Source organism: Achromobacter sp., from assembly GCF_032113835.1.
Taxonomy (GTDB): domain Bacteria; phylum Pseudomonadota; class Gammaproteobacteria; order Burkholderiales; family Burkholderiaceae_B; genus Achromobacter.
Genome location: NZ_DAMCTG010000047.1, coordinates 1 through 12,437 on the forward strand (window position 1 = coordinate 1; position 12,437 = coordinate 12,437).

At 65.1% G+C, this 12,437-nt stretch carries 7 protein-coding genes; 1 reads left to right on the forward strand and 6 read right to left on the reverse strand.

The annotated features are described in order from the left end of the window. The 6 genes from RT697_RS16710 to RT697_RS16735 all read right to left on the reverse strand — a co-directional run. Nucleotides 1–4,417: retention module-containing protein (locus RT697_RS16710; RefSeq protein WP_313700339.1), on the reverse strand; the 4,417-nt coding region annotated here is incomplete at its 3' end. Nucleotides 4,418–4,501: 84 nt separating this feature from the next. Then, nucleotides 4,502–5,158, reverse strand: a complete 657-nt coding sequence (locus RT697_RS16715) for a response regulator transcription factor (RefSeq protein WP_313700341.1) — start codon at nucleotides 5,156–5,158, stop codon at nucleotides 4,502–4,504. A 19-nt stretch (nucleotides 5,159–5,177) separates the two neighbouring features. Continuing rightward, nucleotides 5,178–6,599, reverse strand: coding sequence for an HlyD family type I secretion periplasmic adaptor subunit (locus RT697_RS16720; protein ID WP_313700343.1), 1,422 nt, complete (start codon nucleotides 6,597–6,599; stop codon nucleotides 5,178–5,180). Between the two features lie 7 nt (nucleotides 6,600–6,606). Next, entirely contained in the window at nucleotides 6,607–8,772 is a 2,166-nt protein-coding gene (locus tag RT697_RS16725; RefSeq protein WP_409517449.1) for a type I secretion system permease/ATPase, read from the reverse strand. Further along, entirely contained in the window at nucleotides 8,756–8,968 is a 213-nt protein-coding gene (locus RT697_RS16730) for a hypothetical protein (protein WP_105238190.1), read from the reverse strand. The genes RT697_RS16725 and RT697_RS16730 overlap by 17 nt, the downstream gene beginning before the upstream one ends. Before the next feature lie 24 nt (nucleotides 8,969–8,992). Continuing rightward, a complete protein-coding gene (locus RT697_RS16735; protein WP_175184984.1) occupies nucleotides 8,993–10,498 on the reverse strand; it encodes a TolC family outer membrane protein in 1,506 nt (501 codons plus the stop codon). A 528-nt stretch (nucleotides 10,499–11,026) separates the two neighbouring features. Between RT697_RS16735 and leuC the strand changes: the two genes are divergently transcribed. Beyond that, nucleotides 11,027–12,430, forward strand: a complete 1,404-nt coding sequence (leuC, locus tag RT697_RS16740) for a 3-isopropylmalate dehydratase large subunit (protein WP_313700347.1) — start codon at nucleotides 11,027–11,029, stop codon at nucleotides 12,428–12,430. Nucleotides 12,431–12,437: the final 7 nt, after the last annotated feature.

The window sequence follows — 12,437 nt, forward strand, 5'->3', positions numbered from 1 at the left end:
GAACCGAGTCGTCGCCCGCCGAGTGATCGTCGGCGCCGCCGGTTTCCTTGTACGAGTAGGAGATGACACCGGTCGCAGCGTTGTAACCCGTGACGGTCAGCACGCCCTTGTCGGTGGTGATGACGACCGGGTTCGCCGCGGAGGCGCCGGTCACGTCGCGGCCAGCCACGGTGACGGTGGAAATGCCAGCTTCCGCCGACACGCCAACCGAACCGGTAACCGTCGCGCCGGAGCCTTCCACCACGCTGTTGTGCGCGCTGGTGACGTTGCCGTCGGAGTCAACGGGGGTGACCACCGGAGGACCGTCGGTCTGACCCGTGACCGTGACGGTCAGGGTGGCGGTGCTGCTGGCGCCGTCCTTGTCTGTCACGGTGTAGGTGATCGACGTTTCCTTCGTTTCGCCGTTATTCAGCGCCTGGAAGTCGGGGCCAGGATTGAAGGTGTACGAACCGTCGGCGTTCAGCGTGAAGCTGCCGCCGTTGGAGCCGGCGATCGCCGTGCCCACGCCGGCCGCATGGCCATTGACTGCCGAGACGTGCAGTTCGTCGCCGTCGGCATCGCTGTCATTGGACAGCACACCGTCCTTGGCCGTGACGGTCAGCGACGAATCTTCGTCGGTCTTGCCGGCGTCGTCGGCGGCAGTCGGGGCCGGGTTCTTGACGTCCCATTCGAAGGTCTGGCTGACCTTGGCGCCCGACAGGTCAGTCGCGGTAATGACGACGGTATAGACGCCGTTGTTGCCGCCTTGCGAGGCCGAGGAGTCGATCTTGCCGGTGATCAGGCCCGTGACCGGATCCAGCTTCAGGCCAGGGGGCAGGCCATTGGCCGAGAAGGTCAGCTTGTCGCCGGCGTCGACGTCCTTGAACTGCTTGGAGATGTCCAGGTCGACCACGACGTCGCTGTCGTTGCTGGCCTGGTTGTCCAGGGTCACGCCCGGAGTCAGGATCGGGGTGTCGTTGGTGCCGGTGACGGTGACGGTCAGCGTGGCGGTGGAGGTGGCGCCGTCGGCGTCGGTCACGGTGTAGGTGATCGAGGTGGTGGCGGTGGCCTTGTCGCCCAGGTTCTGGAAGTCCGAACCGGGATTGAACGAGTACGAACCGTCGGCGTTCAGCGTGAAGCTGCCGCCGTCGGAGCCGGCAACCGCCGTGCCCACGCCGGCCGCCTGGCCGTTGACGGCCGAGACCTGCAGCTTGTCGCCGTCGGCATCGCTGTCATTGGACAGCACGCCGTCCTTGGCCGTGACGGTCAGCGACGAATCTTCGTCGGTCTTGCCGGCGTCGTCGGCGGCGGTCGGAGCCGGGTTCTTGACGTCCCATTCGAACGTCTGGCTGACCTTGGCGCCCGACAGGTCGGTCGCGGTAATGACGACGGTGTAGACGCCGTTGTTGCCGCCTTGCGAGGCCGAGGAGTCGATCTTGCCCGTGATCACGCCCGTGGCCGGATCCAGCTTCAAGCCGGGCGGCAGGCCGTTAGCCGAGTAGGACAGCTTGTCGCCGGCGTCGACGTCCTTGAACTGCTTGGAGATGTCCAGATCGACCACGACGTCGCTGTCGTTGCTGGCCTGGTTGTCCAGGGTCACGCCCGGAGTCAGGATCGGGGTGTCGTTGGTGCCGGTGACGGTGACGGTCAGCGTGGCGGTGGAGGTGGCGCCGTCGGCGTCGGTCACGGTGTAGGTGATCGAGGTGGTGGCGGTGGCCTTGTCGCCCAGGTTCTGGAAGTCCGAACCGGGATTGAACGAGTACGAACCGTCGGCGTTCAGCGTGAAGCTGCCGCCGTCGGAGCCGGCAACCGCCGTGCCCACGCCGGCCGCCTGGCCGTTGACGGCCGAGACCTGCAGCTTGTCGCCGTCGGCATCGGTGTCGTTGGACAGCACGCCGTTCTGGGCGGTGACGGTCAGCGACGTGTCTTCGTCGGTCGTGCCGGCGTCGTTGGCGGCGGTCGGAGCCGGGTTCTTGACGTCCCACTGGAAGGTCTGGCTGACTGCGGCGCCGTGCGAGTCGGTGGCCGTGATGATTACGGTGTAGACGCCGTTATTGCCGCCTTGCGAGGCCGAGGAGTCGATCTTGCCGGTGATGAGGCCGGTGTCCGGATCCAGCTTCAGGCCGGGGGGCAGGCCGTTAGCCGAGTAGGACAGCTTGTCGCCGGCGTCGACGTCCTTGAATTGCTTGGAGATGTCCAGGTCGACCACGACGTCGCTGTCGTTGCTGGCCTGGTTGTCCAGGGTCACGCCCGGAGTCAGGATCGGGGTGTCGTTGGTGCCGGTGACGGTGATGGTCAGCGTGGCGGTGGAGCTGGCGCCCTGGAAGTCCGAAACCGTGTAGGTGATCGAGGTCGTGGCCGTCTGGCCCGCGCCCAAGTACTGGAAAGCGGTGCCCGGATTGAACGTATAGGTGCCGTCGGCGTTCAGCGTGAACGAGCCGCCGTTCGAACCGGTCACTGCCGATCCCACGCCCGCGGCAACGCCATTGACTTCGGAAACGTGGAGCGGATCGCCGTCCGGATCGGTGTCGTTGCCCAGCACGCCTTCGGTGCGGTGTTCGACCACCAGGATGTTGTCTTCGGTCGTGGCGTTGGTGTCCGCCACGGCGGTCGGCTCGGGGTTGCCCACCTTCCAGAGGAAGGTCTGCGAGACCGAGGCGCCGGACTTGTCGGTGGCCGTGACGGTGATGAGGTACTCGCCCTTGACGCCCGTGTTGGTGTGGTCCGAGGCCCAGTTGGCGAACTTGCCGGTGAACGTGCCCGTGGTTTCGTCGAACGTCAGGCCGCCCGGGATGTGATCGACGGAGTACGTCAGCACATCGCCATTGTCGACATCTTTGAAGAAGCCGGACAGGTTGTACTCGACGGTGTCGCCGTCCATGTTGTTGCGGTTTTCCAGCGTCGTCACCGTGGGCGCGTCGTTGGTGCCGGTGATTTCGACCGTCAGCGTCGTGGTGCTGGAGCCGCCCTGGCCATCGGAAACCGTGTAGGTGATCGCGCTGGACGTGGTCTCGCCTGCCGCCAGGTTCTGGAACGCCGAACCCGGATTGAAGCTGTACGAACCGTCGGCGTTCAGCGTGAACGTGCCGCCGTTGGAGCCGGCCACGGCCGTGCCCACATTGGCCGCATTGCCGTTGACCTGCGAAACGGTCAGCGTGTCGCCGTCCGGATCGGTATCGTTGGACAGCACGCCGTTCTGCGCGTTGACGGTGAGCGACGTGTCTTCGTCGGTCGTGCCGCTATCGGCCAGCGCGGTCGGCGCCGGGTTGGTCACGTCCCACTGGAATTCCTGCGAGGTCGAGGCGCCGGACGGATCCGTCGCGGTCACGACCACGGTGTACACGCCGTTGTTGCCGCCTTGCGAGGCGGAATGATCGATCGTGCCGGTGATGATGCCGGTGTTCGGGTCGATGGTCAGGCCCGGGGGCAGGCCGGTGGCCGAGAAGGTCAGCTTGTCGCTGGTGTCCGTGTCGGAGAACCGGTCCGACACGTCATAGCGCACGTCGGTCTGGGCGTCGACGCCGGACTGGTTGGTCAGCGCGGACGACACCGGGCCATCATTGGTGCCGGTGATGGTCACGACGACGGTCGCCGTGGAGGTCGCACCGCTCGGGTCGGTGATGGTGTACGAAATGGTGCTGGTCGCGGTCTCGCCCGCGGCCAGGTAGTCGTACTGACCGCCCGGGGTGAAGACGTAGCTGCCGTCGGGCTGGACGACGAAGGTGCCGCCGGTGGAGCCCAGCACGGAGACGCCGCCCGGAATCATCGGACGGCCGTTGATCGAGGTGATCGCCAGGGGATCGCCGTCGGGATCGGAGTCGTTGGCGAGCAGGTTGCCGCGCACTTGCGCGCCCTGGTTGCCGGCGCCGGCGTCGTTCAGCGCGTTGGGCGCGTTGTTGGCGGGCGTCGTGGGCGTCGTGGGCGTGGCGGCGGCGTCGCCGTCAGCGCCGGTCAGTCCTGCGCCGGAAACGCGGGGCAGGGTGTCGTCGCCGCGCGCCGGATTCGGGTAGGCCAGGTCCAGCGGGCTGGTGGTTTCCAGGATGCGGGCCAGGCGGACGAAGCTGCTGCCGCCGGCTTCGCCGCCGCCGGCCACGACCGCGGCCGTGGGATCCAACTCATCGAACGGGTCGCGGCCGGCTTGCAGGGCGGCCAACAGACGGTCGGAATCGGTGCCCGAGGGCGGCGCGACCGCGGCTTCCGTCGGATCGGCCAGCGGGCCGGTCATGTCGCCGTTGACCGCGACTTCGCGGCCTTCGCCGATGACGATCGGCATGCCGTTTTCGACCTGAAGCGAAACCGTGGCGCCCGAGGCAGTGACGATGTCGCTGCCGGCGGGGACTTTGCTGCCTTGATGCAGTTCGGTCAGGGAACCGTCGCTATTGCGTATCCACGCGCGACCGGAGATTTCGTTGACGACTGCGGGAGAGGAGTTGGCCATGTTGGTTCCGTTTCAGGGAGTTATCCAAGATGGCCAGATACTACGGGTCGCCGCTGCCGGCGGATATTGTCCTTGAGGACAGGTTTACGCAGTGATTTTGCTGCGCGCGTCGGTGGGTGCGGAAATGCCGTGAACCAGCAGCGCAAGCTGCAGGCGGTCGGTCACGCCAAGCTTGTCGAAAACCGCTGACAGATGCGCCTTGACCGTGCGTTCGGTGATGCCCAGCGAATCGGCGATCTGGGCGTTGGCCTGGCCGCTGGCGGCGTAGCGCGCAACGGTGATTTCGCGCTCGGTCAGCCGGCCGCCGTCCCAGGCGTGGGCGTCCTGCGCACGCTCGGTGACGAGCTTGAGCAGGCGGGACACCAGTGAGCGTCCCATCCAGATGCCGCCGGAGGCGACGACTTCCAGCGCCTGCGCCATCGCGGCGGGTTGCGCATAGCTGTGGCAGTAGCCGTGGGCGCCGGCGCCCAGCGCCTGCGTGCCTTGCTCGTCGTTGGGGCTGGCGCTGGCGACCACGACATGCAGGCCGGCCAGCGTCGGTGTCCAGGCCGGATCGTGCCAGGAGGGGAGCTTGGGCACGTCGGCATCCAGCACCGCCAGCGTACGGCCTTGTTCTCGCCAGCGTTGCAGATCCGCCAGGCCTCGCCCGCGGGCAGCCATCCAGCGCGCCGGGTCAAGCGCGCGCCAGTGCTGCCAGAGCAGGTCGTCGTGCGTAATCAACAAGACGGGAATGGGTTTCATAAGGCCTTGAAGCTCTCCATTAACGTTCGGTGAAGGCGTTCGACTTCGCCCGCAGAATGGGCTTGAGCAGGTATTGGAGCACCGTGCGCTTGCCTGTCAGGATATGAACCTCCGCCACCATCCCGGGGATGATGGGCAACAGCTTGTCGCCAACCGTGCTGCGGTCGGTGCGCACGCGCACGACGTAGAACGAGTTGCCTTTTTCGTCGGTCACGGTGTCCGCGCCGATCTGTTCCACGCGGCCTTCCAGGCCCCCGTAGATCGCGAAGTCGTAGGCCGTGAACTTGACCTCGGCCTTCTGGTCCGCGTGCAGGAAACCGATGTCGCGCGGCTGGATGCGCACTTCGAGCAGCAGCGTGTCGTCCTTGGGGACGATCTCGATGATGTCCTTGCCGGGCTGCACCACGCCACCGACCGTGTTGTTGAACAGCGTCTTGACGGTGCCGCGCACCGGGGCGCGCACTTCGGCCAGCTTGACGCGGTCGACCAGCGCGGCCTTGCCTTCGCGCAGCGTGGCCAGCTTGGTGTTGGTTTCCGAGAGCTCGCTGCGCGCCTGGTTGCGGATGTTCAACTCGGCTTCCTGGATCTTGCTCTCGGCTTCCTTGATGGAGGCCTGGAAGCGGTCGATCTGCGCCTCGGCGCCTTTCTGCTCGCCGCAATAGCGAGCCACATCGCGTTGCAGACGCAGGAGGTCGACTTCGGACACCGCGCCGCTCTTGAGCAGCGGACGGGTCACCTGCAGCTCGCGCGAGGTCAGGCCGCAGCTTGCCGAGGCCTGGTCGCGCTTGGCGATGGTTTCGCGCAGGTCTTCCTGGCGTTGCTTGAGCTGTTCGCGGGCGACGTTGACGGTGGCGTTCAGCTCCGTGTTGCGTGCCTGGAAGGCGTTGCGTTCCATCTCGCCCAGGCCGGGCGCCTGCTTGAGCACTTCCTCGGGGGTGACGAAGGGCTCGCCCGTGGCCAGCGCCTTCAGGCGGGCAGACTTGGCCAGCAGCGACAGGTACTCCGCGTTGTTCTCGCCCAGCGACGAGGTAAAGCGCGTGGAATCGATCTTCAGCAGGATTTCGCCGGCCTCGACTTCCTGGCCGGGGCGCACCAGGATTTCCTGGACGATACCGCCGTCCAGGCTCTGGATGATCTGCACCTGACGGGACGGCACGACCTTGCCTTCGCCGCGGACCACTTCGTCGATGCTGCCAAAGCCGGCCCAGATGAGCAGGCCCATCGTGGCCAGCAGCGAGGTCCACAGCAGGATGCGCGAGCCGCGCGCCTGGGACTCGTGGATGACCCATTCGGCGTTGCCGATGTAGTCCGACCGCTGGGCGGGCTTGCCTTTCTCGGCGCCGTCCAGCAGGCGATCGAAGAAGAAGACGAAAAGGTTGCGCGGGGCGCGCAGCAGGTTGCCAAAGAAACCGTGCTTGGGGGCTCCAGGATTGTTCAGCATGGTCTTCTCAGCTTCCGCGTCCAACGCGTCCTTGACGCAGGGCTTCGACAACTTGTTCCTTCGGACCGTCGGCCACGATATGGCCGTTGTCGATCACGATCAGGCGGTCGACCAGTTCAAGGAGCGCGGTGCGGTGCGTCACCAGCAGGATCGTCTTGGTCGCGCTGGCTTCACCCAGGCGCTTGCGAAGCTGGGCTTCGCTCTGGTGGTCCATATTGCTGCTGGGCTCGTCCAGCAGCAGGATCGGCGGATCGTTGATCAGCGCGCGGGCCACGGCCACCGACTGGCGCTGGCCGCCGGAGAGCGATTCGCCGCGCTCGCCGATGATCATGTCGAAACCGTTGGGATGCAGGTTGGCAAATTCGGTCACGCCGGCCATGTTGGCCGCCGCCAGGATGCTGGCGTCGTCGGCGTAGGGCGCGCCCATCGCCAGGTTGTGCTTGAGGCTGCCGTAAAAGAGCAGGGGATCCTGGGGAACGTGACCGATGGCGCGGCGCACGTCGGCCGGGTCGATCTGGCGCACATCCACGCCGTCCAGCAGCACGGCGCCTTCGGTGGGCTGGTACAGGGCCAGCGCCAGCTTTTCGAGCGTCGTCTTGCCCGAGCCGATGCGGCCGATGATGCCGACCTTTTCGCCCGGCTTGAGCTTGAACGACACCTTCTTGAGCACCGGCTGCGTGCTGCCGGGATACGCGAAGGTCACGTCGCGGAATTCCAGGCCGCCGTGGAACACGGGGCGATGCAGGAACTCGGCTTCGGCCGGACGCTCGATCGGCATCTTCATGTAGTTGTCGATGGAACCGAGCGACGTGCGCGCGTTCTGGTACTGCATCAGCAGGCCCGCGACCTGGCCCAGCGGCGCGAGGCAGCGGCCGGCGATCATGGAGGCGGCAATGATGCCGCCCATCGACAGCGCCGATTCCTGGGCCAGATACACGCCGATGATCACGACGGAAATCGAGACAAGCTGCTGCACCGCCTGCACGAATCCGACCGTGGACGACGAGATCAGCTTGAGCTTGCCGCCCGTCTGCGCGATGAATTCGGTGGCGCGTTCCCAGTTGCGCTGGATCGCGCCCTGGGCGTTCAGCGTCTTGACGGCTTCCAGGCCGGTCAGCGCTTCGACCAGCGTGGCGTTGCGTTGCGACGAAGCCTGGAACGAAGCCATCGTCAGCGCTTCCATGCGCGCCTGCGCGGCCAGCGACACCAGCAGGATCAGCACGATCGCGACCAGCGGCGGCAGGATCATCCACGGCGAAATCCAGGCCAGGGCGGCCAGAAACAGCAGGATGAAGGGCAGGTCGACCAGCGTGGTGATGGTGGCCGAGGCGATGAAGTCGCGGATGGATTCGAACGAGCGCAGGTTGGCCGCGAAGGACCCGACCGAGACCGGGCGGCCTTCAAGGCGCAGGTCCAGCACGCGTTCCATGATCTGCGCGGACAGGCGCACGTCCACCCGTTTGCTGGCGCTGTCCACCACATGGGACCGCGCGGTGCTGAGGATCATGTTGAAGATCACCACCAGCGTGATGCCGATGGCCAGCACCCACAGCGTTTCGACGGCGTTGTTCGGCACCACGCGGTCGTACACGTTCATGGTGAAGAGCGGCATTGCCATGGCGAACACGTTGATCAGCAGCGCCGCGACGAGGGCGTCGCGGTACAGCCGGCGGTTCTCCATGATGGCCGCCCAGAACCAGTGGCGCTCGCGCACCTTGGCGACTTCCGGGGCGCGGGCGTCAAAGCGGAATTGCGGGCGGACGAAGCACACCAGCCCGCTGTACTGCTCGGCCAGTTCGGCCGGATCCATTTCGAAGGAGCTGCCGCCCAGTTCGGGATGGCTGACGACGAATTTGCCGCCGTCCTTCTTGAGCAGCAGGCACGCGCGCTCACCCTTGAGCAGCAGGATGGCCGGCAGGAGGTCCTGCGAGATGTCATCCAGCGTGCGCTTGACCACGCGTGCCGAAAGCTGCGCCCGCGCGGCCGCGCGAGGCAGCAGGGCGGGCGTGAGGCGGTGTTCTTCGAGGGGCAGGCCCGAGGACAAGGCTTGCGCGGTGGCCGTCACGCCATGCAGGCGGGTGATTTCCACCAGGCAATCGAGCAGCGGATCGTCGTGCGCGGCGCGGGCATCAGCGCGCCAATCCCGGGCGGCCTTCTCAGATAACTTGTCCATCTTCGTCATCCAACAGGTCGAGGTGTTCCGAGAGACGCGCACGCTGCTGCTTGCGCTGGGTGAGCTTTTGCTGGGCCTGGACAGGCAGGTCTGTCATCCGCAAGGTGCCGTTGGCGATCAACGCGTCAATTAAGTCTTCAAGGACGCGGACAAAGTCCGCGTCCAACTGCGAGAAATCACTGCCCTTGTTTGCCATTGGGCCTCCTTGCGGCTGCTCCGGTTAGGGCCGGGCGGCAGGCGCGTTCACCGGCACCAGCGTGGGGGGCAGGGTGCCTTCGTTGTAATGCACGCGCACGGGAGCCAGTCGGGCGGTATCCGGAACGGTCGAATTGCACAGCTTGATCACTTCGTCCGACACTTCCAGCTTGCCGTTTTCCTCGGGCATCTCATTGCGCGCGGGTTGCAGCGACAGCGCCGGCAGCAGGGTGTGGGACAGGGCCAGCCAGCGGTACTGCGCAAGACGCAGATCATAAATGGCATTGGTCAGCGCGCGGCGCGATTCGAACAGTTCGTTTTCCGTGTCCAGCAGGTCCAGCAGAGAGCGCTGGCCAATCTGGAACTGTTGCGCGTACGCATCACGAACCTTGGTCGTGGCCACTTCGTGGTCACGCAGGAAGGGCAGCTTCTGGCTCAGGCTGGTGATGTTGTTCCAGGCCACGGCCAGGTCCTGCTGCACGTTGCGGCAGGTGTAGTCGCGGATGTCGCGGGCGGCATAGGACTGGTTGGCGGTCTGGCGCACGCGGGCGGAGTCCGCGCCGCCGCGGTACAGGTTGTAACTCATCACGACCTGGACGCTGGAGCTCTGGATGTCGCGGCTCTGCGGGGTCGGATCATTTTGGTCGCGGCCCGTGTTGGCGACAAATTCAAACTTCGGCGAGAACGCGCCCTTGGACGACTGCACACCCGCCTGCGCGGCCTGCAGGCTTGCCTGCTTGGACAGGAAGCTGGGGTTGCGGCGCAGCGATTCATTGAAGTTGCCGGGGGCCTTGGGCAGCTTGTCGGCGATATCCGGGGCCGGCAGCATCGATTCCGGCGGGAAGGCGCCGGTCACGCGCTGGAAGCGCTGCTGCACGTCCAGCAGGTTGGCCGTCTCGGTCATCAGGTTGGTCTGGGCCAGCGACAGACGGCCGCCGGCCTGTTCCAGGTCGACACGCCGGCCGACGCCGGATTCCGTGCGCTCGCCGATCTGCTTGAGAGTGCTTTCGTGCAGCGAGTAGTTCTGGCGGGCCAGCAGCTCCATGTCGCGGTAGCGCTGCAGGTCGATATAGGCCTGCACGGCGGTGAACGCGGTGTTGTCGCTGGTGGCCAGCACGTCATAGAAGCGCGCCAGCTTGTCGAAACCGGCTTGCTTGACGTCGTTGGTGGTGCGGAAGCCATCAAAAATCAGCTGGCGCAGTTCGACGCTCCAGCCGGGGCGGTTCCAGCTCTGCGAGCCGACGCCGGGCACGTTGTTTCGCCATTCGCGGCCCAGGTAACCCTGTGCATTGATCTGCGGGAAGTAGGCGGCGCGGGCGACGGCCTGGCCTTCCAGGGACGCCTGGAAGTCGTGGTACTTGGCCTGGATTTCCGGATTGCTGAGCAGGGTCTGTTCAACGATCTGATTCAACGTCACTTGCGGTTGCCCGGCGGGTGCGGCAGCGACGGGCGTCGCGGACTGTGCAAAAACGGCGGGAGCAAATGCAAGGGCAAGGACCGAGGTCGTGCTTTTGAGCAAAAACGAAGCCATAGTGATTATTCGCGAGTCAAGTTGAGATTGAATGGCCGCCATGTTGTATGTAAATGTCAGTTTTGGCGAGTCAAGATTTGTTAAGTCTTGAGGATTGTTACTGGCGGTCCATAAGATGAATTTCGCGCAACATCTAGCTACCTCTTCGAATTTGCACGAACGTTGCCTAACCGAAATGTATTTATTTCTATTAATACGGATTATTACGTACTATTTCGAAGCAATCGTTTTCGGGGCGTTTGGCGATTATATCTATTTGAGAGTTCTGTATCTATTTTGTTTACCAATTTGTATCTGTCGCAAATATGGGAGCGTGTTTTACCGGTTATGCAACAAGTCGACACACCGAGCGCGTTCCCCCTTGGTAGTGGGGTCAGCATGGTAGTGGTGGTACTGGTATATAAGGTGTGCTTGTACTAGGTTTGGTGGCTGGGCATAATCCCTTTCATGCCGCAGCAGTTGGCGCGGCAGGGAAGCGTTTTCCCTGCGCGCGGCTCAAGCCGGATTGTCTATTTGCAGAGCGCATCCATGGCCCAAACCCTTTACGACAAACTCTGGGACGCCCACATCGTCCACCAGGAATCAGACGGCACCTGTCTGCTCTATATTGATCGCCACCTGTTGCACGAGGTCACCAGCCCGCAGGCGTTCGAGGGGCTGACGATCGCTGGCCGCAAGCCGTGGCGCACCGGCGCCAACCTCGCGGTAGCCGACCACAACGTGCCCACGATGAACCGCGCGCAGGGCATCGACGACCCGATCTCGCGTCTGCAGGTGGATACGCTGGATGCCAACTGCGGCAAGTACGGCATCACGGAATTCCGCATGAACGACCTGCGCCAGGGCATCGTGCACGTCATCGGACCGGAGCAGGGCGCGACCCTGCCGGGCATGACCGTGGTCTGTGGCGACTCGCACACCAGCACGCACGGCGCGCTGGGCGCGCTGGCCTTCGGCATCGGCACGTCCGAAGTCGAGCACGTGCTGGCCACGCAGACGCTGCTCATGAAGAAAGCCAAGAGCATGCTCATCAAGGTCGAAGGCGAACTGCCCTTCGGCTGTACGGCCAAGGACGTCGTGCTGCACGTCATCGGCATCATCGGCACGGCCGGCGGCACGGGTCACGCCATCGAGTTTGCGGGCAGCACGATCCGCGCGCTCTCCGTCGAAGGCCGCATGACCGTCTGCAACATGGCGATCGAAGCCGGCGCCCGTTCAGGCATGGTCGCCGTCGACGACAAGACCGTTGAATACTTCCGTGGCCGCCCGTTCGCGCCCACCGGCGTCGTGTGGGATCAGGCTGTCAAATATTGGCGCACCCTGCACACCGACGAAGGCGCCAAGTTCGACACCGTCGTCGAAGTCAACGCGCGCGACATCAAGCCTCAGGTCACCTGGGGCACGTCGCCCGAAATGGTGCTGCCGGTGGATTCCCGCGTGCCGGACCCCGATCGCGAAAAAGACGACGTGCGCCGCAGCGGCATGGAGCGCGCGCTGGAATACATGGGCTTAAAGCCCAACACCCCGCTGACCGACATCCGCGTGGATCGCGTGTTCATCGGTTCGTGCACGAACTCGCGCATCGAAGACCTGCGCGCCGCGGCGGTCGTGGCGCGCGGCAAGCGCGTGGCGTCCAATGTGCGCCAGGCGATGGTGGTGCCGGGCTCGGGCCTGGTCAAGCAGCAGGCCGAACGCGAAGGCTTGGACAAGATCTTCATCGAAGCCGGCTTTGAATGGCGCGAACCGGGCTGTTCGATGTGCCTGGCCATGAACGCCGACCGCCTCGAACCCGGCGAACGTTGCGCCTCGACCTCGAACCGCAACTTCGAGGGCCGGCAAGGGCAGGGCGGCCGCACGCACCTGGTCAGCCCGGCCATGGCCGCCGCCGCAGCCGTCGCCGGCCATTTCGTCGACGTCCGCACGTTCCGTTAAGCGTCAA

Excerpts from the sequence above, each read along its gene's own strand:
- RT697_RS16730 (WP_105238190.1), bottom strand. The coding sequence starts at position 8,968 with ATGGCAAACAAGGGCAGTGATTTCTCGCAGTTGGACGCGGACTTTGTC.
- RT697_RS16715 (WP_313700341.1), bottom strand. The coding sequence starts at position 5,158 with ATGAAACCCATTCCCGTCTTGTTGATTACGCACGACGACCTGCTCTGG.
- RT697_RS16725 (WP_409517449.1), bottom strand. The coding sequence starts at position 8,772 with ATGGACAAGTTATCTGAGAAGGCCGCCCGGGATTGGCGCGCTGATGCC.
- RT697_RS16735 (WP_175184984.1), bottom strand. The coding sequence starts at position 10,498 with ATGGCTTCGTTTTTGCTCAAAAGCACGACCTCGGTCCTTGCCCTTGCA.
- leuC (WP_313700347.1), top strand. The coding sequence starts at position 11,027 with ATGGCCCAAACCCTTTACGACAAACTCTGGGACGCCCACATCGTCCAC.
- RT697_RS16720 (WP_313700343.1), bottom strand. The coding sequence starts at position 6,599 with ATGCTGAACAATCCTGGAGCCCCCAAGCACGGTTTCTTTGGCAACCTG.